The organism is Limnochorda pilosa (assembly GCF_001544015.1).
GTDB lineage: Bacteria > Bacillota > Limnochordia > Limnochordales > Limnochordaceae > Limnochorda > Limnochorda pilosa.
On sequence record NZ_AP014924.1, the window covers coordinates 3701613 to 3726641 of the forward strand.

The following is a 25029-nucleotide window of genomic DNA, read 5'->3' on the forward strand; positions in this document are numbered from 1 at the left end:
GCGTGCCCGGACCGCTCGGTCCGGGCCCGCCCGGAGACCCCCACCTGCTGCAAGGTCAACGGTAGGCGTCGATCAGCTCTCGGATGTACGCCCGGGGATCCACGGTCTCCCGGGGCCGCTGGGCCTCCAACCGCTCGTCGTACGCGATGGCCTCGGGCTGCTGGTAGAAGACGCCCGTGAAGATCCTCTCGGACGTGATGGCCAGCTCGAAGGCCCGCACCTGGTTCCTGGGGTCGTAGCCGTCCGGCAGGGACGCCGTGTTGGTCTTGACCTGCTTGTAGGTGTTGTTGAAGGTCGGGCACGGGCTGACCGCGTGGATGAAGGCGAAGCCCCGATGCTCGATCCCACGGCGGATCAGGTCCGCCAGCTGGTCAAGCGACGACGATGCCCCGCGAGCCACGAAGGAAGCGCCGTAGGCGATGGCCATGGCCACGGGGTTGAGCGGCCGGTCCACGTTGCCCACCGGGGTGGTGGACGAGACCAGGCTCACGGGGCTGGTGGGCGACACCTGTCCTTTGGTGAGGCCGTAGATGGAGTTGTCCATCATGACGTAGGTGATGTCCGGGTTGCGGCGCACCGCATGGGGGAAGTGCCCCGCCCCGATGGCCAGACCGTCGCCGTCGCCGCCCACCGCCAGCACGGTGAGCTTCGGGTTGGCCAGCTTGAGCCCGGTGGCGATGGGCAACACCCGCCCGTGCACCCCGTGGAAGCCGTACGCGTTCAGGAAGATCGGGAACCGGGAGGAGCAGCCGATCCCGGAGATGACTGCCACCTCGTGCGGCTCCACCTGGAGTGCGGCCAGCGCCCGCGTCGTCGCCTCCAGCACCGCGTAGTCACCGCACCCTGGGCACCAGGTGGGCTTGTTCTGGCTGCGGTACTGCTTGGGAAGGACCTGGCTAACGGCCATCGGGATACACCTCTCTAATCTTCTCGTAGATGTCCGCAGGGCGGAACGGCAGCCCGTCCGTCTTGTTGAGGCGATAGGGCTTCACGTCGAAGCGGCTCCGGATCAGGTTGGCGAACTGACCGCTCAGGTTGACCTCGGGGATCAGGACCCGATCGACCTGCTCGAGGAAGGCTTCGATCTCCGCCTCGGGGAGCGGCCACACCATGCGGGTGTGCAAGGCGGCCACCCGATACCCCTCGCGGTTCGCCCGGGCCACCGCCTCGCGGATCACACCCTCCTGCGAGCCCCAGCCCAGCACGCCCAGCACGGGGTGCTCGTGGCCATGGCGCCGGGTCATGCCCGGCTCCTGCGCCACCAGCGCCATTTTCCGGGCCCTCTTGGCCATCATCCGGTTGCGGGACGCCGGGTCGTACACCGGGCGACCTTGCTCGTCGTGCTCCAGGCCGGTGATCACGTGCTGCAGGCCCTCCATGCCCGGGATGGCCGTGGGCGAGACGCCCGAGTCGGTGAGAGCATAGCGCCGGTAGCTTCCGTTCTGCTTGGCCACGAGCCGCTCGCTGGCCGCGATGCGATCCACGTCAGGCAGGTCGATGCTCGCCTTGCGGAAGCCGAGGTACTGGTCCGACAGCACCACCACCGGGCACTGGTAGCGTTCCGCGAGGTCGAAGGCCTTGCCGATGGTGTAGAAGGCGTCTGCGACGCTGGTGGCTCCCAGCACGATGCGCGGCGCCTCTCCGTGAGCACCCCAGACGGCGATGTTCAGGTCGCCCTGCTCCTCCTTGGTGGGCATGCCGGTGCTCGGGCCCGCCCGCTGCACGTCCACCACCACCGCCGGGAGCTCCACCATGGACGCGAGGCCGAGCAGCTCCACCATCAGCGAGAGCCCCGGCCCCGAGGTGGCCGTCATCGCCTTGGCTCCCCCGAAGGAGGCGCCCAGGACCATGCCGAGGGCAGCCATCTCGTCCTCGGCCTGCACCAGCGTCCCGCCTACCTTGGGCAGCCGGCGGGCCAGGCCCTCCATGATGTCCGACGCGGGCGTGATGGGATACCCGGCGAAGAAGCTGAGCCCCGCGGCCAGCGACCCCAACGCGATCGCCTCGTTGCCCGACAGGACCATGCGGCCCGTTTGGGTGCCCTGTCCCACCCGGAAGGGGTCCTTCTTGGTCAGGCGGTCCCGCACGTAGCCCGCTCCGATCTCCAGGGCCCGGCGGTTGGCGTCGAGGGCGTCCTCACCCTTGCGGGCGAAGCGCTGCTCGATGAGCCCCACCATCACGTCCCTCGGGACGTCGAAGAGCTCCGCCACGGCTCCCAGGACCACGATGTTCTTCGACCGGAGCGATCCGGCCTGGTCGCGGGCTAGGGAGGTCATGGGAACGGGGTAGGCCACCCCGTCGAAGGAGGTGTCCGGGCTGAAGTCGTCCGAGTCGTAGACCAGAACGCCGCCGGGTTTCAGATCCGGCAGCGCCTTGTCGTACGCCTCCCGGTTGAAGGCCACCAGCACGTCGAGCTGGTCGCCCTGGGAGAGGAGCAGCTCGTCTCCCACCCGCACCTGGTAGACCGCGTGACCGCCCCGGATCTCCGCCGGATAGGTGCGGAAGGTATAGACCTCGCGCCCCGCGCGAGCGGCCGCGAGGGTGAAGATCTCGCCGCAGCTGATCACGCCCTCGCCCGATTCCCCGCCGAAGCGCATGACGATATCGACATCGGCCAAACGAGATTCCCCCTGTCCAACCCCCGTGCTTCTTGTATACAATTCCAGCGGCGACACCGCATCTCCTTCCTGACAGACGCCGCCGCGCGCGGGTAGCGAGCCGCCCCCAACGGCTGCTCACCGGCGCCCCTTCATTATACATCGGTCACCGAATCGCGCGAAGAGATCCTACTCGCTCCGGCCGCGCCTGGTTATGCTGGAGCACGAGGTCAAGCCGAGGGAGGCGCGCTCCGTGGAGCAGCGAATCGCCCGTCGCATCCCGCCCGCACAAAGGCTGGAGCAAGCTGGATGACGTCTGGGAGGGCGTGGCGGTCCGGACGCTGCTGGAGACGCGCCGCGACCGGGCCTGTCGACCCGGCCGCGGCGCGCTGCAGGATGTGCCCCGGGAGCCTCAGGCTCAGCGGGCCACCCGAGGGATGGGCGGCAGCTCCCGCTTGTGCCGGCTCACCCGGTGGAGCGCCTCGATGCGGGCCAGGAGCTCGGGCGCGGCGGCCCCTTCCAGGAGGTAACGATCCAGTTCGGCGTAGGTGATCCCCATCTCGCCCTCGTCGCTCTGCCCCTCCCAGAGCCCCGCCGAAGGGGTCCTCTGGATGATGGCCTCGGGGAGCTCCAGGTACCGGGCCAGCTCCCGCACCTCTCCCTTCACCAGGTCTCCCAGAGGCAGGAGGTCCACGCCGCCGTCCCCGTACTTGGTGTAGTACCCGGTGTAGAGCTCGCTCCGGTTGCCGGTCCCCACCACCAGGTAGCCGCGGACGTTGGCCGCATGGTACAGGGTAAGCATGCGAAGCCGGGGCTTCACGTTGGCCCGGGCGAGCTGCAGCCGCCCGGGGTCCGCCTCCGCGGGCAGCGTGGGCTGCAGTGCTCTGGCCAGGATATCGTAGACCGGCGAGAGATCCACCACCACGTGCGGGATCCCCACGTGCCTGGCCACCCGCTCGGCGTCGGCCTGGTCCTCGAGGTTGCTGTGGCAAGGCATCAGCACCCCGAGGGTGCGGCCCGGAGCGGCCCTCTGGGCCAGGGCGGCCGCCACCGCCGAGTCGATGCCCCCCGACAACCCCACCGCCAGTCCCTCTGCCCCGGACCGCTGCAGGTTGGCCTCCAGCCAGCGGACGAGCTGATCGCACACCTTGCCCGCGTTCATCGCCAACGCCTCCTCCCGGGCGAGCCGCCCGGACGTGCGTGATGCTTGGGATCAGAAGATCCCGAGGTACTGGTCCAGCTCCCAGCGGGAGATCTGGGTGCGGTAGAGGTCCCACTCCAGCTCCTTCGCCCGGACGAAGTGGGTATAGACGTGCTCGCCCAGCGCCTCCCGCACCACCGTGTCCTCCTTCAGGCGCTCCAGCGCGGCCTCGATGCTCCCCGGGAGGCTCCGGATGCCATACTCCCTGCGCTCCGCCGGGCTCATCTCGAAGATATTCTGATCCACCGAGGCCGGCGGCTCAAGCCCCCGCTTCACCCCATCCAGCCCGCCCTTGAGCATGACGGCCAGGGCCAGGTAGGGGTTGGACGAAGGGTCGGGCGAGCGGAGCTCCACCCGGGTGCCCTTCTCGCGACTGGCCGGTACCCGCACCATCGCGCTGCGGTTGTGGGCGGACCAGGAGACGTAGACGGGCGCCTCGTAGCCGGGGACAAGCCGCTTGTACGAGTTCACCAGGGGGTTGGTGATGGCGGTGAAGCCTGGGGCGTGCTCCATGAGACCGGCGATGAAGCTGAGCGCCGTCTTGGAGAGCTGGTAGGGTCCCTTCGGGTCGTAGAAGGCGTTCTCTCCATCCGCGAAGAGGGAGAGGTGGGTATGCATCCCCGAGCCGTTCACGCCGAAGAGCGGCTTGGGCATGAAGGTGGCATGAAGCCCGTGACGACGGGCGATGGCCCGCGTGACGTACTTGAAGGTCGCCACGTTGTCGGCGGTGGTGAGGGCGGTGTCGTAGCGGAAGTCGATCTCGTGCTGGCCCTCGGCGACCTCGTGGTGCGACGCCTCGACCTCGAAGCCCATCTCCTCCAGGGTGATGACGATCTCCCGCCGGGCGTCCTCTCCCAGGTCCACGGGCCCCAGGTCGAAGTAACCTCCCTGATCCTGGGTGTGCGTGGTGGGCGTGCCGTCGGAGCCGAGCCGGAAGAGGAAGAACTCGCACTCGGGGCCTGCGTAGGCCGTGAAGCCCAGGCTTTTCACTTCCTCCAGGACCCGCTTGAGCACGAAGCGGGGGTCCCCCACGAAAGGCTCGCCGGAGGGGCGATGAACGTCGCAGATCAGGCGCGCCACGGATGCTCCCTCCTGGGTCCGCCAGGGGAAGACGGTGAAGGTGTCGTAGTCCGGCCGCAGATTCATGTCCGACTCCTCGATGCGGGTGTAGCCCTCGATGGAGGAGCCGTCGAACATGATCTCGTTGTCCAGCGCCTTCTCCAGCTGGCTCACGGGGATGGCCACGTTCTTGAGGATTCCCAGGACGTCCGTGAACTGCAGGCGGACGAACCGTACGTTCCTCCTCCGGGCCTCCTCGAGAATCTCCTCTTTGGTGCGCATCACACGTTCTCCTCCTTCGCTTTGCGCAGGGACGTCTCCAGGCGCGTCTGGAGGTCCTCGCGGTTGTTCACCGGGTAGAGCGACGACAGCCGCCTGGGATGGCCCAGGGTCGGCGAGCGGGAGTCTGGCTCCGGCTCACCCCCCTCTTGCGGCGCGCCGGTCGGCCGCTGCTGCAGGATCACCCGCACGCCCTCCAGGTTGAAGCCTTGGTTGGTGAGGCTCTTGATGCTCAGGAGCAGGTCCACCTCACGGGGTGAGTAGATGCGGTGGTTCCCTGGAGAACGGGCCGGTTCCAGCAGCCCCACTTCCTCGTAGTAGCGGATCTGACGGGCGGTGAGACCCGTCAGCCGCTCCACGACGCCGATGGAGTAGAGCGGCGTGTCGGGGTCGGTCTGCCTCACCGGGACACCCCCTTGCCCTTGCCCTCAGGTGCGTCATGGACATGTTAGGCTTTCTGCCCAGACGATACCTCTATGGTAGGTGGCCCTTGGGGCCTTGTCAAGTGTTTCGGGTTCGTTTTGGTTCGAGTGGCGCCAGATACTTGACAAATCGGTTGACACGGGGGAGGTCACCCGTATAATGGGAGGCAACATGACTCTGGCCTCTGCCGGGCTTCCACAATACGTTAAGTTATATCACGCCGCGTGCGAGGACACTCCAACGCACGTCGCCTTGCCGAATTCGTGGACGCCGGAGTCCAACGCCATTGCCTGGAGGGATATGGTAGTGTCAGCCATCGATACGGTGTGGGTGCTGGTCGCGGCCTTCCTGGTCTTCTTCATGCAGGCCGGCTTCGCGATGGTCGAGGCCGGTCTCACCCGGGCCAAGAACGCCGGGAACATCGTGATGAAGAACCTGATGGACTTCGCCGTGGGATCCCTGGCGTATTGGATGGTCGGCTTCGCCATCATGTTCGGCGCGGGGAGCGCGTTCTTCGGATCCTCGGGCTTCTTCCTCTCCGGCGACTGGAGCTTCCTGGGGCTCAACGTGCCCATTGAAGCCTTCTGGCTCTTCCAGGTGGTCTTCGCGGGAACGGCGGCCACCATCGTTTCGGGGGCCATGGCGGAGCGGACCCGCTTCACCGGCTACCTGATCTACAGTGCGGTCATCTCCGCGGTCATCTACCCGGTGGTGGGGCACTGGACCTGGGGCGGTGGATGGCTCTCGCAGCTGGGGAGCCAGGGCTTCATGGACTTCGCCGGTTCCACGGTGGTCCACTCCGTCGGCGGCTGGGCGGCCCTGGCGGGTGCCATCGTCCTGGGCCCCCGCATCGGCAAGTACAACGAGGATGGGTCCATCAACCCGCTGCCGGGCCACAGCATCACGCTGGCCGCCCTGGGCGTCTTCATCCTCTGGTTCGGGTGGTTCGGCTTCAACCCCGGCTCCACCCTGTCAGGGACCGATCCCGCCATCGCCCTCATCGCCACCAACACCAGCCTGGCGGCGGCCGCAGGCGCCACCCTGGCCATGCTCACAAGCTGGATCCGCTACGGCAAGCCCGACGTGAGCATGACCCTCAACGGGACGCTGGCAGGCCTGGTGGGAATCACGGCCGGGTGCGCCTTCGTGGACATCTGGGCCGCGGTGGTCATCGGTGCCCTGAGCGGCATCCTGGTGGTCCATGGAGTGGAGTTCTTCGATCGGGTACACGTGGACGACGCCGTAGGTGCCATCGCCGTCCACGCGGTGGCGGGCGCCTTCGGAACGCTGGCCGTAGGGCTCTTCGCCACCGACGGTGGTCTCTTCTACGGGGGTGGGTTCGAGCAGCTGCTGGTCCAGCTCGCCGGGGTGCTCTCCGTTTTCGCTTGGACCTTCGGAACGGCTTACGTCCTCTTCAAGCTCCTGGCCGCGACCATCGGCCTCCGCGTCACCCCCGATGAGGAGACGATGGGCCTCGACCTGGGCGAGCACGGTCTCACGGCGTACCCCGACTGGGCTCCCCTGCAGCCGGGCTTGGGCAGTGCCCACGCCCAGGCAGCCCGCGTCTCGCGGGGGCAGACGGGCTGAAGCGGCCCCAGGCCGCCGATGAGGAAGGAGAATCCGCCATGAAGAAGCTGGAGTGCATCATCCGCCCGTCGCACTTCGACGCCGTCAAGCAGGCGCTGGCCAGCTTGGACGTGCGCGGCATGACGGTGGTCCAGGTGATGGGTTACGGCAGCCAGAAGGGCCAGACCGACGTCTACCGGGGCGTGGAGTTCACGGTGAACCTGCTCCCCAAGGTGAAGATCGAGGTGGTCCTAGCCGACGAGGCCGTGGAAGCCGCCATCGACGCGGTCACGGCCGCGGCCCGCACCGGGCAGGTGGGCGACGGGAAGATCTTCGTGAGCGACGTGGCCGAGGCCGTTCGGATCCGCACGGGCGAGCGGGGAGCTGCGGCCGTCTGACCGGCGCTCCGAAGGCTTCGTTTCAAGGAAGGGCGGCGGGTGCCGCCCTTCCGCCGCGTCATGGGGTGCGAGGCCCACGCGGCCGTGGACATCCCTCGGGCGGCGCAACGGGGCGACCCAGTCCCCGGAGGGGGGAAAGGGCGCCCTCGTGCATAGGATTCGCCGAGTCACCTGTCCCTGGGGAGGCGATGCGATGCAGGCGATCTGGGTGGCGCGGGGCCGCGCGGTCGCGTGGGCCTTCGTGGCGACAACGACCCTCCTCGGCGTCATCGGGCTGGTGGCAGCCCCGCCTTCACTCTGGCACTCGTTCCTCTCGCGGGTCAACCGCGACCCATCTCAGTGCGGACTTCCCGGGCTCCCCGATCCGGCCTCCTTTTCCGTGGTGGACCCTGCCAGCATCCCCTGGCGGGCCGCGCCTCCACCCGAGCTCGTCGAGCTTCAGCGCCGGTACACCGCGGGTCGTCTGGTGGGCGCCTACCGCATCCGCTTGACCGAGCCGCTCTTCCAGGAAGCGGCCAACGTGGAACGAGGTGCCGAGCTGCTGCGGGGTACCGTCCTGCAACCCGGGGAGACGCTCTCGTTCAACGGACGCGTGGGGCCCTACACTGCGGCTCGGGGCTTTCGCGACGGCCCGGAGTACCGGGCGGGCCGCGTGGTCCCATCGGCCGGCGGCGGGATCTGCAAGGTCTCGTCGGCGCTCTTCAACGCCGCCGTTCTCGCAGCCCTGACCGTTCTCGAGCGCCATCCTCACACCATGCTCGTGTCGTACGTGCCCGGCGGCCAGGATGCGGCGGTGGCCTACCCCTACAAAGACCTGCGGCTCCGCAACGACCAGGCCGGCCCCGTGGTCATCTGGGCCGACTACCGGGACGCGGCGGTAACCGTGGCCGTGTACGGGTCCCACCAGCCGCCGGCCATCGAGTGGTCCCACCAGGTCCTGGAGCGAACGCCCTTCCCTCAAGACCGGCGCCCCCACCGCTCGTTGCCTGCCGGGGAAGAGCGCATCCTGCTGCGAGGCCTCGACGGGATGCGCCTCCGCTCCTGGCTCACGGTGCTCCACCCGGACGGCCGCCGGGAGGAGAGGGACCTAGGCGTCACCATCTACCGTCCGAGACCTCAGGTGGTGGAGTACGGCGCCGCGGCTTCCTCGTAGCGGACGAGGATGACGCGAAAAGGCCGGGGGAACAGGTTGCCCCGGCCGCACACATCGGAGCCCCACCCTCCGGGGCGGGGCCCGTACCTTCGAGGCGGCGTCGTGGGAACAGCCAGGTGAGGAACACCCCGCCTGTTCCCGCCACGGATCGCCAAACCCTCTTCGTCATTGGTGGGCCGCCAGGGAGTCGAACCCTGAACCTTGGGATTAAGAGTCCCCTGCTCTGCCGATTGAGCTAACGGCCCGCGAACCCGCTCTACATCGGCCTCTCGGAGCTGGCAAGCCTGCATTAACTTGCCAGTCCCATGCTCTGGCCACTGCATGGGACCATGCGCCCTCGCATGCCCCGCAGGCACGAGGATAGCATATACCCCCTGCCTTTTCAAGCCCCCCAGTGTTAACTTTCCCTGCCATGAATGGCTGATCTAGGCTCAGAGCCACTGGCGGGCCTCACGCTCCCCTCCTCGCGGCGTCTCGCCTGATTACTCCCGCGCCTGCTGGTCCGGCCCGCAGCGCCTGCGGCGGGGACCCGTGCGGCAATCGTAGTCCAGGATCGGTGAACCGCCTGGATCACCGTTGTGGCACCGCTCCCGGCGAATCCCGGCCAAACGCAGCAGCGATTGGGCTCAGGAACTCCGCGGCTGCCCCCCCGTGCGCCGGATACCCCTTGCCTGTCCTGGAGAAGCCCATGAAATGGGCGTAGATGAAGCCCCGGCTGTAACCGGGGCGTGGGTGGCCTGCCCTGCAGAACGGTACGAATGTCGCACCCAGCCGCCGGGTCGAATCTCTGGCTACCCCAGCCTCGCCCTCACCCGCTTCGCTGCCTCGCGTGCCGTGGCGAGGTAGGCCCGCTCGTCGCCCCAGGGGTCGAGGTAGCGGGCGAGGGGGCTTGCGGGGTGAAGGAGGTCGAGGGCTCGCCCGAGGTCCCTCTCGAGCCTCGCCAGGCGCCGGGCCTCCCTCTCCCCCTCGTGGGGCATGAGGTCCACCTCGCCCAGCATCCGGGCCCACCGCAGCTCAGTCGAGGCATCCTCCACCGGGTCAGGGGACCAGCCAGCCATGGCCATCACCACCATGGTTCGTGGTAGTGAACCATGGTTCTCTACTACTTGCCTCATCCCCTGCTGGTGGATGCAAGAAAGCCGACCCCAGGAGGGTCGGCCCTGTCCGATATCCACCCCCGAGGGCTACATCGGGCCGCCCGGGTGAACCTTCATCTCGGCGTATCCGCACTCATCGCACACCAGCGGCCTGAAGATACCGAGCACCTTGCCGTCGACCTTGACGAGCGGTTCCCTTGACCTGCGCTTCTCCTCGTCGGTTCGGTCGGGGAACCAGTCGATCCAGGTCTGGACCATCGTTCCCTTGCCACACTTGGGGCAATCTGCCATCTGTTATCGCCTCCTCGGGAGGATTTGACCGTGGTCGCTCTGCAACCCAGGTACGTTGACACGCTCTTCGACGGCCGAGGCCGTCACATCCCGAGCTGCCCCTGCTCGACCGGCCGGTCCTTACTCGCTCGCTTCGCCCGTTGGAAAGTTGCCTCGGCAAGACGAGGGAACTCGAGCCGCGCGTGGCCCGCGAGCAGGTCCTCGATAGTGAGGATCTGGATCCTCGGGTATCGCTTCCCCGGCAAGGAGGGAGGCTCGTACAAACCTGCTGCTGCTGCCTCCTTCACCATCGGTTTGGTCGGCGCTTCAAGGGTGATGAAGGCACCGATCGGGGCCTTCTCTCGCTCGAGCACACCCTTCAGGTCACGGATCTGCGAAGCTGTGACGTTGCCGCTCTTCACCTGGACGATGATGGTCTTCGCCTTCCCGGAGCCATCATCAAAGAAGTTGATGTAACCATCGATCCCGGTGTCGGCGCCCTTCTTCTTGTCGTGCGCTGGCCTGGCGTCGATCAGGCCAAGGGCCCACCACTCGAACTGGAAACGGCCATCCTTCTCGTCAAGCAGGGCCCGGGCATCTTCGACGGTGGTCGGCGCACCTAAGACCTCGTAGGGTGACAGCTCCTCGCTGAACGCGTCATGGAGTCGGTGCTTCATCAAGGCAATGGCAAGGTGGGTGATGTCGATCCCGATCCAGCGACGGTTCAACCGTTCGGCCACCGCGACCGCGGTGCCGCAACCGCAGAATGGGTCGAGGACCACATCGCCCTCGTTACTGCTGACCTGGATGATACGCTCTAGGAGAGCCTCGGGCTTTTGGGTGGGGTAGCCCAGCTTCTCTCTGCTAAAGCTCATGATCCACGGGGAGTAGACGTCGGTCCAGACGTCGTCCAGGGCCACGCCCCGCGGGTTCGCGCCACCGCCCCTCCGCTGGTAGCCCTCAGGGTGGGGCTGATAAGCGGCCTCTTTGTTGAAGACGAACCGGGCCCCCCGCGTGTAGTAGAGGATGGTATCGTGGTTGCGGATCCAGTTCGAGGCGCGACTCTTGAAACCGCTTACCCAACCGCTTCGCCAGACGATCTCCCGCCGGAAGCGCTCTGCGCCGAAGACAGCGTCCAGCAGGAGCTTGATGTAGTGGCTGGCAGTCGGGTCGCAGTGGAGGTAAAGGCTCCCTGTAGGCTTCAGCACTCGGTGAAGCTCCACGAGGCGGATGGACATCATGGTGAGGTAGGCCATCATATCATTCTGGCCGAGGAAGGCTCTGAGGGCCTGCAGGAGATTGGCCAGGTCCCTAGGCCCCTCGGTCACCACCTCACGGTAGGCCCTCTCGGATTCGAGCCCCCAATGCCACGTGTCCTCAAAGGCGGTGATTTGTGCCTGAGATGCTTCGCCCGATGGCTCCTTGAAGAGCACGTTGTAGGTGGCGTTCGAGTTGAACGGCGGGTCGAGGTAGATGAGGTCCACGGACTCGTCTGGGACGTGCTCCCGGAGGATCGTGAGGTTGTCGCCCAGGTAGAACTTGTTCACCCAGCCGTCCATCCGTGACCGCCCTCCCGGAGGTAGGAATTGGCTACCGGGGGGCGAATTCCTGTTCCTTGCGGCGGACGAAACGGCCGGTCGGCCGGGGGGTGATACGGGTGAAGCGCGAGCAAGCCGAACAGATCCTGCTCTCCACTTACGACGCTGTCAAGAGCGGCCTGTCGGTCGAGGGTCCCAAACTCGACCTGAAGCGGCAATGGTGGAAGCTGCGCGGCGACGAGGACGAGTTCGCAAAGGACCTCTGTGCAATAGCTAACTCACCCGGCAACGCCGACGGGGTTATCATCCTCGGCCTTGACAAGAGCGGCCAGGCATATGATGCTGGCGTTGAGACGACTGGTCTCGACGAAGCAGACATCCAGTCCAAGGCAAACGCCTTCATTGAACCTCGTCTGCGCTGGGAACTGCATGAGTTCCAGATTGAGGGAAAACGCGTAGCCGTCATCGTGATCCCCAGGTCCGACTCGCGCCCGCACGTCGTGCGGAGGCACCGTGACCGAGAGAACTGCATCTTCATCAGGCGCGGGTCTCAGACGGGGCTGGCCGGACGGCGTGAACTGGACGAGATGTTCGGCAATCGATCGCCCGTGGCGGAACCAAAGCTCTTCATACACTCGTTCAGCCTGCCCGGGTACCCGACCAACACCGTGACCCTGGATTGCATCCTGATGACCGGGGAGAGTGCCGTCGTGGTCTCCCGCGGTTCTTGCACCATCAGGTTTCGCGACGAAACCGAGCAGCCTATCCCGATCATCAGGCTCTATAGCCACGACAGAGATGTTCTCACCGACCCGAGCGACATCTTCCCAGCTGTCTTTCCCCCGAATAAGGTCATTCGATTCGAGCTGGAGGGCGGGCTGCGGTGGGACTCCTTGCACAAGGGTCAGCGATCCACGGCTGGCTTCTCTCTCCATGTCTCTCTCGACCGGCTAGAGGGTAGCCCACTTCGGACATCCACGGCTCTCAAGTAAGGGACGGCTACCGAAGCTAACAACTGAGCCCCCGGTTCCCCGGGGGCCCTCTCCTTGCCGTGCCGAGGGCCTAAGCAATGCTTAGACCCCTACCCCGCTGCTACCGAGGCCAGCAGCTGCCTCCGCCTCTCCCTCTCCCGCCTCGTGTGCCAGGCGTAGAGCCGGTCGAGCCAGCCCTCGTCTTCAAGGTCAATCTACCTGCGGAGCAGGGTGTTGCTCCTGGGATGCTCCTCGACGATCGCCAGGCCCACCATGATCTCCGGGGCCACGGGGGCGAGCCTCTCCGGGTGGGGGTCGGGGATGGTCTCGGCGAGGAGGGAGGTGCTCTCCTCCAGCTGGACCTCCATGTCGAGCGGGAGGGGCGAGACGAGGGCGTGCCAGATGGTCTCCACGTCCCCCAGCCTCAGCGTGGGATCGAGCCTCACCACCGTGCGGGCGTCGGCCTCCCAGGGCTCGAGGCCAGCCCGCTCGAGCACAGCGGCTACCCGCCCGAGAACGGTCCAGAGGTGCGTGGCCACCTCCGCGTCGGCGTGGATGGCCCGTCGGATCCCCTGGCGGACCCAGCAGGCGGCGTAGGTGAGGAAGCTCGAGCGGCGGGAGGGGTCGTACTTCTCAAGCGCCCGAAGGATGCCGATAAAGCCCTCCTGGGCGAGGTCCTGTGCATCCAGCCTGGCTCGTTGGGAGGCGAAGAGCCGGCGGTACGACGTAGCCGCTTCCCTGTAAACGAAGCCTGCGCAGGACTCGATGAGCCGGACGGTGGCGCCCTCGTCTCCCTGCTTGGCCAGGGCAGCGAGATGGATCTGCTCTTCCCTGGGCACAGCGCGCGGGCGAATGGTCTGGTGCATGCTAGCACCTCGATTGGGAGGAGAGTAGGGCGTTGGGTCGCGGGGCTTGCTGCCGTTATTCTACCGCATCATCGAGCCCCTGGGGCTCACTCAGGGGCTCTGCGTCGCGAGGTTCTGGCTTGCGGGGGAAGCGGGTAACCCACACCCACCAGGTGGGGAGATCCTTGTCTAGCAGGCGGTAGTGAGGATCCCCTTGCTTTCGTGGCTCGGGCTCTCGCCGGATGACCTTCATGCCGCCACCCCCTTGCCAACATTCTACCGGTTCTCGCCACTCCCAGCAACTGAGCCGGAGCTACGCGACGGGAGGCCCTGTACCGTCCGGGCCACGGGCTCGGGCCGATGGTCTTCGAACTCAAAGGAGCATTACAGGAAATCCCTACGAGGTGCCGAAACAATGTGATGGAGCATCCTACCAAGGGGGACGGGTTCATGCAGAACTGGCTTCCGTGGATCATCGGCCTTGCGGTCGCGGCGCTGATCGTCGTCCCCATGGCGACGTACAATCCGCCTACGGAGACGGGCGTCGTCCTGACGGGGAGGGTCATCGAGGCCTCAGGCGAGCCGCTGCGAGCGAGGGTGGAGGCATGGCAGGCTTGGGAGCATAGTTACGGCTCACCTGTCAACTACTGGAAGATACCCAACTGGCGCATGCCCGTTGCGACAACGGACGCAGGCGGGTACTTCCGGCTGGAGGACCTGATCGACTACCCGGAGATGAAAAGCCATGAGTACTACATCGTGATCGCCCCGGACCGGCCGGGATATGCGCACACGGGCTACTACCTTGACCTCACCAAGCACCAGGAAGGCGAGGTCATTGACTGGGGTACGATCGCTGTCAATCGGGATGCGTCTTCCGGGCGCTGACCGCGCGGCGCAAGCTTCCCGGGACCCTGCGGACCGGACGCTCGTAACGGGCGAGCAGTTCTTCATGCTTCTCGAGCGCGCTCGCCCGACCCGGGGCCACCGGGGTTACCCTCCTACAGCGGTCCCTCCCTCGCACTACAGGAATCCTGCAGGAACGATGGCCTTGAGGCAGAACTTACCATCGTAAGGAACCTTGGGGCTACTGCGCCCGTCTCTCGACGGAACCGCCGCTGGGTTGGGGCCTCAGGGGGGATCGGCGGTGAAGCAGCGCTCAGGCTGGCAGGCAACTCGCGCGTCCAGGTCTCTTGCAAGCGGTCTGATCATCGGCCTCCTCTGCACGCTGGCCCCATGGGTGGCTCTGGCCGCCACTTTCACCGTGGACTCACTCGCGGACAGCCACGATCATACGCCCGGCGACGGGTCATGCGCCGATCAGTCAGGCGCGTGCACGCTTCGGGCGGCCATCGAAGACGCGAGCACCAACGGGGAGCCCGACACCATCCTCTTCGCCATCGACGGGGTCATTAGCCTCGTCCTCGGCCCCATTGAGCTTCTGGAAGGCGCGACGACCATCGCAGGGGCGGACGGTCGCGTCACGGTCGACGGGTCCGGGAATCCGCAGGATACGGATAACTTCCTGATTCGCTCGGACGACAACGTGATCCGAGGGCTTATGGTCCAGAATGCGCGGCGAGACGGCATACGCATCGAAGGCGCGCGCAACATCATCGGCGGCAGCGAGCCCGGGCACCGAAACGTCATCAGCCTCAACTCAAGCGCAGGAATCCACATTGATGGTGCTGGCGCGCTCGACAACGTGATCAGCGGTAACTACATTGGGACGGATCCAACGGGGAGGTTCGCGCGAGGCAACGCCTACTACGGCATCTATGTGCTCCGTGGTGAGCACACCATCATTGGCGGCGATACCCCATCAGAGCGGAATCTTATCTCGGGCAATGGGGAGTACGGGATCTACATCCTTGAAGCGAACAACAACGTAGTTAGCGGCAATTACGTAGGGACGGCGATTGATGGTGAAGTCGCCATAGGTAATAGTATAGGCGTCTCTATCGGGGGCTGGTCGACAGGCAACGTGGTTGGCGGCGACACGCCTGCAGAGCGGAACCTTGTCTCGGGAAACGGGAAAGGAATCGAGATCGGGCAACCTGGAGCTGCTGATAATGTGGTGATCGGTAACCTTATAGGCACGGACGTGAGCGGGACACGTGCGCTCGGCAACTCTACTGGTGTGGTCATCGTATCCGGCGCGACGTCCAACACAATTGGAGGTACGTCGGCCAGCGTCCGTAACGTGATCTCGGGCAACGTCTCGAGCGGAGTACAGATCGTGAGCAGCGGCACGACTGGTAACGCTGTCATCGGGAACTACATCGGAACCGACATCTCGGGCACTGTGGCCCTGGGCAACGGCCGTGACGGTGTTTCTCTGGAATACGGCACTCACGACAACATTGTCGGTGGGGAGAACCCAGGGGCGGGTAACGTCATCGCGTCCAACCAAGGGGCTGGCGTGCGGCTACTCCAGTCCACGAGCAACGTCGTCGCAGGCAACCGCATCGGTACCGACGCGAACGGCTCCAAGGCACTTGGCAACGGCCATGGGATCCTGCTTGAAAGCGCTGCCGCAGCCAACGTCATAGGTGGAGATACGCCTGAGTCCGGCAATCTCATCGCCTTTAACGGAACCGGCATCACCATGACGGGGTCAAGTACCAGGTTCAACAAGATCCGCTATAACAGCATGCGGGAGAACTCGGGGCCGGGCATCGTGATTTCCAATGGTGCTCAGGATGGCATATCACCGCCAACGATTCATAGCGCCGATCTCACGATGGTCGTCGGCACGGCCGCCTCGGGTGGGATGACCATTGATCTCTACCTCGCCGACGGCGACCCTTCAGGTGCCGGTGAGGGCGAGACATTCGTGACAACAGGCGTAACTGGCGAGAACGGCGACTTCGCCATTCCCGTTTCGGGCCTGTCAGCAGACGATGTACTGACGGCTACCGCGACCGACGCCTCGGGCAATACTTCGGCCTTCGCCCTCAACGTGGAAGTCAACGTCCCTCCCGTGGCCCAGGCTGGTCCAGATCAACTTGTACTGGTTGGCCAAGCAATGCAGCTTGACGGATCGGGGTCCCATGACCCGGACGGCGATTCGCTCTCGTATTCCTGGTCTTTCGTTTCGAAGCCTCCTTCCAGCGGGGCTGCCCTGGCCGACCCCTTCGCGCAGGCGCCGACTTTCGTCCCCGATGTCGCAGGAGAGTACCGGGTGGAGTTGGTCGTGGACGACGGCCACGGAGAAACTGACCGAGATGAGGTGACCGTCACCGCCAACACTCCGCCGGTGGCGGATGTGGGGCCTGATCAGCGTGTGCTGCCGGGGACAACGGTGCAGCTCGAGGGGTCTGGCTCCACTGACCCAGACGGGGACCCCCTCGCCTACGGGTGGGAGTTCGTCTTCAGGCCAGCGGGAAGCGAGGCGGTGCTGGCTGGCGCGAGTACGCCCACGGCCAGCTTCGTGGCCGATGTGGCGGGAGTTTACACCGTCCGGCTGACGGTGGACGACGGGCGTGGAGGGACTGCCCAGGACGAGGTCACCATCACCGCCAACACGCCGCCCGTAGCGAACGCGGGGCCGGGCCGTATCGTGCTCTTGGGTTCCACCGTACAGCTTGACGGCTCAGGGTCACATGATCCTGACGGGGACCAGCTGAGCTACCGCTGGACTCTGGTATCGGCCCCGAGCGGAAGCTCCGCTGCCTTGTCCGACCCGGCCTTGCCAGCGCCGACCTTCGACGCCGATGTGGCTGGGGCTTACGTACTGGAACTGGTTGTGACGGACAGCAGGGACGAGACGGGCGTGGATCAGGTGACCATCACGGCCAACACCCGGCCACTGGCCGATGCAGGATTGGACCAGCGAGTTCTGCCAGGAACAACGGTCCATCTCGACGGATCCGGCTCCAGTGACCCCGACGGGGATCCGCTGGTTTATGAATGGGGGTTCGTCTCCAGACCCTTGGGGAGTGAGGCGGCGCTCGCTGGCGCCTCGACCTCCACGGCCAGCTTCGTGGCCGATACGGCAGGGGTCTATGCCGTGCGGCTGACCGTAGAGGACGGTCGGGGCGCGAACGACCAGGACGAGGTCACCATCACCGCCAACACGCCGCCCCTGGCGAACGCAGGGCCAGACCAGGTCGTCCCGCTGGGCGCGACCGTACAACTGGACGCCTCTGGCTCCTTCGACGCTGACGGGGATGACCTCATGCACAACTGGAGCCTAATCGACATGCCCGATGGCAGTAGCGCAACGCTTTCCGATCCCGCGCTCCGTGCCCCGACATTTATCGCGGACCTCCCAGGCGAGTATCGGATCGAGTTGACTGTCAGCGACGGAGCCGAAGCGAATGTCGATGTGGTCGTTGTTACAGGCAACGCTCCCCCAGTCGCCAACGCGGGAGTTGATCAAGAGGTTCTCGTAGGCAACACCGTCCTCCTCGACGGCACGGGGTCCTCGGATCCCGAGGGCGACGCGCTGTCCTACTCGTGGTACTTTGTTTCCAAGCCACCCAACAGCAACGCTGCACTTTCCGACGATGCTACGGGAACACCCAGTTTTGTCCCCGACGTTGGAGGTGAGTACGTCGTAGCAGTCGGAGTTAGTGATGGAATCAGCGACAGTGAGCCCGACACGGTCACAATAGCGGCGAATTCCCGACCGGTAGCCCGTCCAGGTGAAGACCGAGTGGTGCTGGTGGGTTCAAGCGTTGAGATGGACGGATCAGCGTCCTTCGATCCTGACGGTGACCCGCTCACGTATGAATGGTCGTTGCTGTCGAAGCCCTCCGCCAGTGGCGCCGCCCTGGAAGGGGAAAACACGCCGACCCCCGCCGTCGTGGTTGATATCGCAGGTACCTACGTGGTCCGGTTGACCGTTGATGACCAGAGAGGTGGCACAGGCTCCGCCGAGGTAGCGATCCTCGCCAACACCGCACCCATCGCCGCTGCCGGAACAGACCAGTCGGTGAGTGTAGGTGATGCCGTGCAACTCGATGCCTCCGGCTCGCTCGATGCGGACGCTGATATCCTGGCGTACGTGTGGTCGTTTCTTTCTAAGCCGACATCCAGCGGTGCCACCCTGCTCAATCCGAATGCAGCGACGGCCTCCTTCCTTTCGGACGTCGCCGGTCAATACCATCTTCAGGTGCTGGTCACGGACATCCACGGGGCTACAGGCTCTGATGAGGTAGTGATTACCGCCAACACCGCACCCGTCGCCAATGCCGGTCCAGACCAACTTGTACCTGTGGGGACAACCGTGCAGCTGGACGCTTCCGGCTCCTTCGATTCGGACGGAGACAACCTCGTGTACGAATGGAGCCTATCGGGCATGCCCGATAGCAGTAGCGCAGTGCTCTCCGATCCCGCTCTCCCCTCCCCCACTTTCGTCGTGGACGTCCCCGGCCAGTATCAGGCAGATCTTGTTGTCAGTGACGGGCGAGAGTCGAGCTTCGACTCGACTATCGTCGTGGGAAACGCCGCCCCCGTCGCGAGTGCCGGGGCGGCTCAAGTCGTCCCCGTGGGGAAAATAGTCCGCCTTGACGGCACCGGCTCCGACGACCCCGAAGGCGATGAGCTGGCCTACTCCTGGCGCTTCGTGTTCCTCCCCGCCGGAAGCAACGCTTCGCTCGCTGGAGCGGATACGGACGCTCCAAGCTTCACCCCCGACGTCGCCGGGGAGTATGTACTGGAACTGGTTGTGAGCGATGGGCTGAGTGAGAGCCCTCCCGATCGCGTTACCGTCACTGGGAACGGCCGCCCGGTTGCCGATGTGGGACCCGATCAGGAGGTGCTGCTGGGGGCAAAAGTAACCCTCAACGGTGCAGGCTCAACCGACCCAGAAGGAGAGCCGCTGGCGTATGCGTGGGGCCTGACCGCACGCCCGGCAGGTAGCGAGGCGGCGCTGACCGGAGGCTCCACTCCAGTGGCGACCCTCGTGCCCGACCGCCCTGGAACCTACGAGGTCACCCTCACGGTCGCCGATCCATGGGGCGGCACGGATGCAGCGACCGTAGCGATCCTAGCCCGTGCCAGGCCGGTCACCACATTCGACCATGCACCCGCAACGGATCTCACGACCGCCAGCGTCATCGCGTTCGCAGACTCCTCCAGTGACGAGGACGGGGAAATCGTGGGCTGGGAGTGGGAGTTCGGCGACGGTGCGACCAGCAATCTCCAGAACCCCTCCCACCAGTACGCCGCGCCAGGAATCTACCACGTGTCGCTCGTCGTGACGGATGATGATGACCTCTCAAGTAACCCGGTGCGCGCCACGCTCGCTGTCGGGACGCCCGGCGCGCCCGTTGAGGGCGTATTGAGCGAGCAAGCGCCCTCGGGGGACTACACCATGGATGCCTCGGCCCTGGGTGGCATCACGTTGGTGAAGTCCGGGCCTGGTACCCCCCTGATGACTGTCGCCAGCTACGGCGGCAATCCAGTTGCCGCAGGGGTGAAGCTTTTCGCAGGAGAGGGAAGCTACTTCGACGTCAACCTCGACTCAGGCGAGGGTGTCGATGCCGTCGAACTCTCCTGGGTGGCCGGGAGCGACGTCGATCCGAGCGACTTGCACCTGATGTGGCACGACGAGCCCGCCCGTACGTGGAAGCTCGTTTCTCCCCAGCAGGTGTCTGCGGGCACGAGCGGAGTCGTACGGGTCGTCGCCCGTCTCGACGGGGCTTCCTCCCCGACGGTGGCCCAGCTTACCGGGACGATCTTCGCGGGCGGGGCCAACGCGCCACCGGAGGTAACGATCCTGGCGCCAGAGGCCGGGGCAATGTGGGAAGGCGACAAGATCATCCGCTGGGCTGCCGCCGACCCCGACGGGGACGATGGCGCGGTGACGATCGACCTCGCCTATACCTCGGCGGGCGGCAACTGGGTCTCCATCGCAGCAGGCGTGGCGAACGTCGGGGAGCACGAGTGGGATACTTCGGTGGTTCCGGCGGGCGGGATCTACCGCGTGCGGGTCACCGCGACGGACGCGCTCGGCGGCTCGGGTGAGGCCACCAGCGAGCCGTTCACCGTCGTGAAGATTGCCGGGCACGTGGCCCACGGGCCGAACCCCAGCTCCGACAGCGTGACCTTCTACTTCGCTGGCGGGGCCGCCGGTAGGCTCTACGTCTACGATGCGGCGGGGAGGCTGGTCTGGCAGGCCAGGGTTCCGGAAGGTCTACCGTCTCTCCAGTGGGACCTGCGCAGCACCCAGGGAGCGATGCTCGGCAACGGGCTGTACCTCTACCTGCTTCAGCTGGATGACGGCACCCGCTCCGAGGTGAGAAGGCTGGTGATAGAACGTTGAGGGGGTCGCCTTGCGATGCGTAGCCACCAGAAGACAGAGCGCGATGGCCGCGCGAGATGCATTGGAACGTGGCTCGCCCCCGGGCTCTTCCTCCTCTCCCTTGCCGCTTGGGCGCCGTGCTGGCCCGCGGCCGAGGCGCAGCAGGATCTCGCTGGCACCGCTGCCTACTTGCAGATCGGGATGGGGGCCCGGGCGCTCGCGATGGGCGGCGCCTTCGTGGCGGTGGTTGACGATGCGACGGCGCTCTACTATAACCCCGCGGGCCTGGCCGCCCTGAACGGGTACGAGGTCACGTCCTTCTACTCAACAGAGTACGGCGCCTCCAGCTACGGGGCCCTCGGGTTCGCAGGGCCGTCCTTCGGTCTTGGCCTCACCTACTTCACGTCCACAGGGATACCCGAAACGGATGCCTACGCCAACGAAACGGGCCGCTTCGATCTCAAGGCGGGCTCGGGCATGCTCGGTTTCGGCACGCAGGTGGGCCCGCTTCTCCTGGGCACCAACGCCACCTACGTTGCGGACAAGCTTCACAGCGGCGCAGGAGCAGGCGTGACCGGGACCGTGGGCGCTTTGCTGAAGCTTGGCCCGGTGCGCCTGGGAGCTGCCGCCCGCCAGGTGGCGGGCGAGATGCGCTACGCCTCGGGCGCGGACCCCTTCGATCCGGTTTACGCCATTGGCGCCGCCGTCGAGGCGCGCGGCGTGACGCTTGCGGCCGAGTACGAGGCGCTGGCCTTTGCGGGAGGCAGAACACAGCGCAGGTCCGCTCGCGCGGGGGCCGAGGCCTGGCTGGGAGGCTCTTTCGCCCTGAGGGCGGGGGCATGGTACGATCTGGACAATGAGGAGCTGAACGCCAGCGCGGGCATGGGGGTCCGGATCGGCGCGGCCAGGATCGATTACGCCTACCACGCGCCCCAGCGGTTGGCCGGGACCCACAGGCTTTCGCTCAGCATTCTGCTGTGAGGCGCGTCGGGCTCCAAGGCGCTTCCTCCGCCCCTTTGGTGTTGCGGTGGGGCCCCTTATGCGCATTTCCTTTTGGGGATTTTTCCTGGGTACCTGGTGCGCTCGCCGCGGGAGGCCTTGGCCGTTTCACGCCCCACCCACCTGCAGCCATCGGGTGGCCGGGCGCCTGGCCTCCGGCCCCTCGCGCCGTGCCGCCGCGCTCGGGCTGCGGCCACCTCCCCGGCCGACGCGGCGAAGAGCGGCGCCTCCTGGCAACGCGGCGTGGATCTGCCGGGTGATGGGATGGGATGATGATGGGCCACTCGCTTGCCGCGGGCCCGACGCGCGGCCCGTCGAACCGCCCAATCGCTCAAACGGGAAGGGGACGATGTTTTTGGCGCGCTCTATTCACCGGTTCACCGAAGAGGAGGACCGCCTGATCCTTGAGGACTACTGGAACGCCGAGCGCAGGAACGAGGTAGTCCTGCGGCTGGCGGCCCGTCATAGCGCTGCCTCTATTCACTACCGGTACTACCAGCTTCTCAAGCGTCTCGGGTGGAAACCGGCTGACTACCGGGCGCACATGCAGCTGACCCGGGACGAGACGCTCCCGGACAGTCCGAACGCAGCGCCTGAGCCTCCTGGCGGAGCTTCTGGCTTAGTGGCCCAGCAGCCGAGCCCCACGCCGGAAGCGGTTGTAGAGGCTGCCCAGCGGGTTCTCGACCGGGTTCGGGAGCTGAGGCAGGTGCTCAGGCGGCGCTTCGCCGCCGAGGAGCAGCGCTACCGATCCATGGCCCTGCTGGTCGAGTCGCTCGCCCGCCTGGCCGGGATACCGAACTCCATTGAGGCGGTGCAGGCGCTCGAGGACATAGCCGTGCTTTCAGATGAGACAGCTGACCTCAAGCGGGAGATGCAGAGCATCGCGGGCGAGCAGGATCGCATCCGCAAAGCCCTCGACTTCTGGCTCGGGGATCTCCTGGCCGACGATGACCAGGACCGACCCTTGACCCTTGAGGAGGCCACCAGGCGCCTGCACCTTCTCGTCACGGCCGTTCGCCGCAGGAGGGGCCTCCCGGATTTGGAGCCGCCCGAGGAGGCGGCGGCGAGGGAAGAAGCAGCCCTCGCGGGCCTCGAGACGGCTCACCTGTGAGGCGCCCGAATCATCGGAGCACGGCTGCTGAATTATCGCAAGGATAGTTGTGGAGAAACCTCGTAGCCACGGGATGAGCGCCAGAGCTCCGTCCGAGAAGGCTCCCAGCGTGGGAGCATGCTGGGCTCTATGAAATGAAGAGGAGGAGATCGCGATGCAGAACTGGCTGGTCGTGCTTGTCCTCGTCGGCCTCGTAGCGACGGTTGCAGTCCCGGCTGCGACTTACCAGCCGCCCGATGAGGGCATTACCATCACGGGCCGCGTGGTCAACGCGGAGGGCGAGCCGCTGCCAGCGACGGTCTCCGCGAGGCAGACGTGGGGCCGGGGCATCTCAAGCACGGAGAATTACTGGAAGGTACCCCACTGGCGCATGCCGCAGACGCGCACCGACAGAGACGGGTACTTCGAGCTGCAGGGCCTCCACAACTACCCCCAGATGGAGAACCACATGTACTACGTGGTCGCAAGGCCCGACGACACCAGCTACGATCGGTTCACCGGATTCTACGTGGACCTGACCAAATATGAGGACGGAGCGGTGGTGGACTGGGGCACGATCGTGGTCAACCGCACGCCGCGGTGATCACAGCAACGGAGCAGCCAGCACCGCGCGAGGTGTCCGGCCTGGCGCCCCTTGAGGCGGGCCCACGTGACGCTTAATCGGTGGGCGTCTTCGCGCCGAGAACGCGGCGTCGTCCGTCGTGAAGCCACAGTCGGCTTACCTCTCCTGAGCCCCATCTGTAGCTCCTGCGGCCTGAGCCGGAGGCCCTGGCTCCGCCAGCCACCGGCCGGAGGCCCCTTCAGACCGCCCTCCCCGCGGGGATGGGATGGGAAGCACCCGGCGCCAGTGCCGCTCAACTAGACTCATGGAGGTGTGGCTCGGTGGATGGATTCGAGATCGACGAGGGGCTTCGTAGCCTCAAGGCCCTCTCCCTGCGCCTCGAGGAACAGTTTCGCGAGGCCGAGGAAGAGCTCGCGCGGCTTCGGGCGGAAGGTGGCCCGGGGGCACGTCGCCTTGAAGCGAAGATCTTTCGTCAGGAGTGTGAGTGCGCGCAGCATCGACGCGCGTGCCGCAGGATCCGCGATGCGATCCGGCTGTTCTCTGGAGCCTCTGAGTTCTTCGGGCGTGATACGACCGTTGCCAAGATGGGGCTGGCCCCCGACCTGAGGCCGTGGACGCCGGAAGATGCCCCGGAGGATTTGGGCGGCCGGAGGTTTGGCTCTCCGGTATGACCTGCTTGAGAACGTCGACGTTTACCCCGCCCACTACCTGAACGCTCGGAACCGTCCGAATAGAGCACAGGACTGCGGGGAGACTCCGGCGATAGTGGCGAAGAGTGAACGCCCTCGCTCGTGCGCGGGCCACACGCGGCCCGGAGAAAGAGTTTTCGGCATTGCCGTTTGCAGCGAAGGCAGCCATGACCTAGCGATGAGCGTACTTAGGGGTCTCAGGGTCCTCCCCGCCTGCTTCGAGTGCCCGGCGGTACCGTTCCAGGCTTGCCCCCGGGGAAACCGCATGTTCCTCGAGGTGCGGTTCCTTACGAACCGGAAGAGGCGGCACATCTGGCGCCTGCACCCTCAAGGGGCAATCCTGTGGTGGGCCTTTCACTTGGGGGGGAGTTCACACCCGACATGTAGTCCGGGGGCCAGTCACGATCAGGCCATCGACAACCAGACTACCTCCAGTCGGCCAGAGATGGGAGCACATTTCCCTCGGGAGAGGGCCGTCTAGAGCGGGCCACCGGTGCTTTTGGCCGAAGGGGACGGAACCAAACCGTTAGCCCCCCGAGCAGGTGCCTAGATTAGGCCTCCGCCATGCGCTGCGCGGGGGGAGATGCAGGGGGGCATGTCCGGCAGCGGCCCGGTAGAGGACCAAGCGACGGTCTGGTAGGGCTGACGGACGAGCAACGTCGTCGGGCGTCAGGAGGGCCGGTTCCGGTCAGCGACTCATCGCCCGATGTCCGCAGCGAGCTTGCTCAGCGGGACGCATCGACGACAGAGGGGGACCGATGCTCCCGGGACCAAACATGTAGGGGGCTCGGCCACAGGTGCCGAAGTAGACAATAGCGAAGGCAATGCACTGGTCCCCATGGATTGGAGGGGTGATGCCAACGTGTCGATACGGGTGCGCGTGCTTACAGCTTTCCTAGTGCTTCTGTTCCCCATTCTCGCGTTGACCGCAACGGGGGCGTCCGCCGTTAAGACGGTTGCGGTGGTGGCCATCGAAAACCGGTCAGGTCTAGCACTCCCTGACATCGAGCGAGCGGCTG

19 protein-coding genes and 1 tRNA gene are annotated in these 25029 nt (G+C 66.0%); 10 read left to right on the forward strand and 10 right to left on the reverse strand.

The window, feature by feature from the left end:
* Positions 1-55: 55 nt before the first annotated feature.
* From LIP_RS16700 to LIP_RS16720, 5 genes are all read right to left on the reverse strand, one after another.
* On the reverse strand, positions 56-907 hold the full coding sequence (locus LIP_RS16700; RefSeq protein WP_068140950.1) for a 2-oxoacid:ferredoxin oxidoreductase subunit beta: 852 nt from the start codon (positions 905-907) through the stop codon (positions 56-58).
* Positions 897-2618, reverse strand: coding sequence for a 2-oxoacid:acceptor oxidoreductase subunit alpha (locus LIP_RS16705; protein WP_082726494.1), 1722 nt, complete (start codon positions 2616-2618; stop codon positions 897-899). Before LIP_RS16705 ends, LIP_RS16700 begins: the two co-directional genes overlap by 11 nt.
* 397 nt (positions 2619-3015) lie before the next feature.
* The gene (gene nadE / locus LIP_RS16710; protein ID WP_068140951.1) at positions 3016-3759 is read right to left on the reverse strand and encodes an NAD(+) synthase; all 744 of its coding nucleotides are present in this window, start codon (positions 3757-3759) and stop codon (positions 3016-3018) included.
* Between the two features lie 51 nt (positions 3760-3810).
* Entirely contained in the window at positions 3811-5139 is a 1329-nt protein-coding gene (gene glnA / locus LIP_RS16715) for a type I glutamate--ammonia ligase (protein WP_068142265.1), read from the reverse strand.
* The gene (locus tag LIP_RS16720; RefSeq protein WP_068140954.1) at positions 5139-5540 is read right to left on the reverse strand and encodes a MerR family transcriptional regulator; all 402 of its coding nucleotides are present in this window, start codon (positions 5538-5540) and stop codon (positions 5139-5141) included. The genes glnA and LIP_RS16720 overlap by 1 nt, the downstream gene beginning before the upstream one ends.
* Before the next feature lie 190 nt (positions 5541-5730).
* On the opposite strand from LIP_RS16720, the gene LIP_RS16725 reads away from it, so the two are divergent.
* The 3 genes from LIP_RS16725 to LIP_RS16735 all read left to right on the forward strand — a co-directional run bounded on the left by LIP_RS16725 (position 5731) and on the right by LIP_RS16735 (position 8676).
* Positions 5731-7146 carry an ammonium transporter gene (locus tag LIP_RS16725; protein ID WP_407936412.1) on the forward strand — a complete coding sequence of 472 codons (1416 nt, stop codon included), beginning with the start codon at positions 5731-5733 and terminating at the stop codon, positions 7144-7146.
* 38 nt (positions 7147-7184) lie between these two features.
* A complete protein-coding gene (locus LIP_RS16730; RefSeq protein ID WP_068140955.1) occupies positions 7185-7523 on the forward strand; it encodes a P-II family nitrogen regulator in 339 nt (112 codons plus the stop codon).
* 193 nt (positions 7524-7716) lie between these two features.
* Complete coding sequence (locus LIP_RS16735; RefSeq protein WP_068140956.1) at positions 7717-8676, forward strand: VanW family protein; 960 nt, start codon at positions 7717-7719, stop codon at positions 8674-8676.
* Positions 8677-8845: 169 nt separating this feature from the next.
* Here the strand turns inward: LIP_RS16735 and LIP_RS16740 are convergent.
* From LIP_RS16740 to LIP_RS16755, 4 genes are all read right to left on the reverse strand, one after another.
* Positions 8846-8921 (reverse strand) — tRNA-Lys (locus LIP_RS16740).
* A 546-nt stretch (positions 8922-9467) separates the two neighbouring features.
* Positions 9468-9734, reverse strand: coding sequence for a hypothetical protein (locus tag LIP_RS16745; protein WP_144440564.1), 267 nt, complete (start codon positions 9732-9734; stop codon positions 9468-9470).
* Between the two features lie 126 nt (positions 9735-9860).
* Complete coding sequence (locus LIP_RS16750; RefSeq protein WP_068140960.1) at positions 9861-10064, reverse strand: hypothetical protein; 204 nt, start codon at positions 10062-10064, stop codon at positions 9861-9863.
* An 83-nt stretch (positions 10065-10147) separates the two neighbouring features.
* Positions 10148-11602, reverse strand: coding sequence for a DNA methyltransferase (locus LIP_RS16755; RefSeq protein ID WP_068140962.1), 1455 nt, complete (start codon positions 11600-11602; stop codon positions 10148-10150).
* Positions 11603-11700: 98 nt separating this feature from the next.
* Here LIP_RS16755 and LIP_RS16760 point away from each other — a divergent pair, with 98 nt between their 5' ends.
* The gene (locus LIP_RS16760; protein WP_068140964.1) at positions 11701-12573 is read left to right on the forward strand and encodes an AlbA family DNA-binding domain-containing protein; all 873 of its coding nucleotides are present in this window, start codon (positions 11701-11703) and stop codon (positions 12571-12573) included.
* A gap of 194 nt (positions 12574-12767) precedes the next feature.
* Here LIP_RS16760 and LIP_RS20185 read toward each other — a convergent pair whose 3' ends face one another.
* Positions 12768-13418, reverse strand: coding sequence for a sigma-70 family RNA polymerase sigma factor (locus LIP_RS20185; protein WP_068140969.1), 651 nt, complete (start codon positions 13416-13418; stop codon positions 12768-12770).
* 429 nt (positions 13419-13847) lie between these two features.
* Between LIP_RS20185 and LIP_RS16770 the strand changes: the two genes are divergently transcribed.
* The 6 genes from LIP_RS16770 to LIP_RS16795 all read left to right on the forward strand — a co-directional run bounded on the left by LIP_RS16770 (position 13848) and on the right by LIP_RS16795 (position 23992).
* Positions 13848-14285 carry a hypothetical protein gene (locus LIP_RS16770; protein WP_144440565.1) on the forward strand — a complete coding sequence of 146 codons (438 nt, stop codon included), beginning with the start codon at positions 13848-13850 and terminating at the stop codon, positions 14283-14285.
* Between the two features lie 259 nt (positions 14286-14544).
* Positions 14545-20670 carry a PKD domain-containing protein gene (locus LIP_RS16775; RefSeq protein WP_082726497.1) on the forward strand — a complete coding sequence of 2042 codons (6126 nt, stop codon included), beginning with the start codon at positions 14545-14547 and terminating at the stop codon, positions 20668-20670.
* A gap of 15 nt (positions 20671-20685) precedes the next feature.
* Complete coding sequence (locus LIP_RS16780; protein ID WP_068140975.1) at positions 20686-21630, forward strand: UPF0164 family protein; 945 nt, start codon at positions 20686-20688, stop codon at positions 21628-21630.
* 274 nt (positions 21631-21904) lie between these two features.
* Complete coding sequence (locus LIP_RS16785) at positions 21905-22759, forward strand: hypothetical protein (protein ID WP_144440566.1); 855 nt, start codon at positions 21905-21907, stop codon at positions 22757-22759.
* A gap of 154 nt (positions 22760-22913) precedes the next feature.
* Positions 22914-23342: a carboxypeptidase-like regulatory domain-containing protein gene (locus LIP_RS16790; protein WP_068140984.1), complete on the forward strand. Its 429-nt coding sequence runs from the start codon at positions 22914-22916 to the stop codon at positions 23340-23342.
* A 299-nt stretch (positions 23343-23641) separates the two neighbouring features.
* Entirely contained in the window at positions 23642-23992 is a 351-nt protein-coding gene (locus LIP_RS16795; protein ID WP_068140986.1) for a hypothetical protein, read from the forward strand.
* Positions 23993-25029: the final 1037 nt, after the last annotated feature.

Bases quoted from the DNA above. Each gene is read 5' to 3' on its own strand.
- LIP_RS16700 (WP_068140950.1), bottom strand. From the start codon at position 907: ATGGCCGTTAGCCAGGTCCTTCCCAAGCAGTACCGCAGCCAGAACAAG.
- nadE (WP_068140951.1), bottom strand. From the start codon at position 3,759: ATGAACGCGGGCAAGGTGTGCGATCAGCTCGTCCGCTGGCTGGAGGCC.
- glnA (WP_068142265.1), bottom strand. From the start codon at position 5,139: ATGCGCACCAAAGAGGAGATTCTCGAGGAGGCCCGGAGGAGGAACGTA.
- LIP_RS16725 (WP_407936412.1), top strand. From the start codon at position 5,731: ATGACTCTGGCCTCTGCCGGGCTTCCACAATACGTTAAGTTATATCAC.
- LIP_RS16730 (WP_068140955.1), top strand. From the start codon at position 7,185: ATGAAGAAGCTGGAGTGCATCATCCGCCCGTCGCACTTCGACGCCGTC.
- LIP_RS16735 (WP_068140956.1), top strand. From the start codon at position 7,717: ATGCAGGCGATCTGGGTGGCGCGGGGCCGCGCGGTCGCGTGGGCCTTC.
- LIP_RS16745 (WP_144440564.1), bottom strand. From the start codon at position 9,734: ATGGCTGGCTGGTCCCCTGACCCGGTGGAGGATGCCTCGACTGAGCTG.
- LIP_RS16750 (WP_068140960.1), bottom strand. From the start codon at position 10,064: ATGGCAGATTGCCCCAAGTGTGGCAAGGGAACGATGGTCCAGACCTGG.
- LIP_RS16755 (WP_068140962.1), bottom strand. From the start codon at position 11,602: ATGGACGGCTGGGTGAACAAGTTCTACCTGGGCGACAACCTCACGATC.
- LIP_RS20185 (WP_068140969.1), bottom strand. From the start codon at position 13,418: ATGCACCAGACCATTCGCCCGCGCGCTGTGCCCAGGGAAGAGCAGATC.
- LIP_RS16770 (WP_144440565.1), top strand. From the start codon at position 13,848: ATGCAGAACTGGCTTCCGTGGATCATCGGCCTTGCGGTCGCGGCGCTG.
- LIP_RS16780 (WP_068140975.1), top strand. From the start codon at position 20,686: ATGCGTAGCCACCAGAAGACAGAGCGCGATGGCCGCGCGAGATGCATT.
- LIP_RS16790 (WP_068140984.1), top strand. From the start codon at position 22,914: ATGCAGAACTGGCTGGTCGTGCTTGTCCTCGTCGGCCTCGTAGCGACG.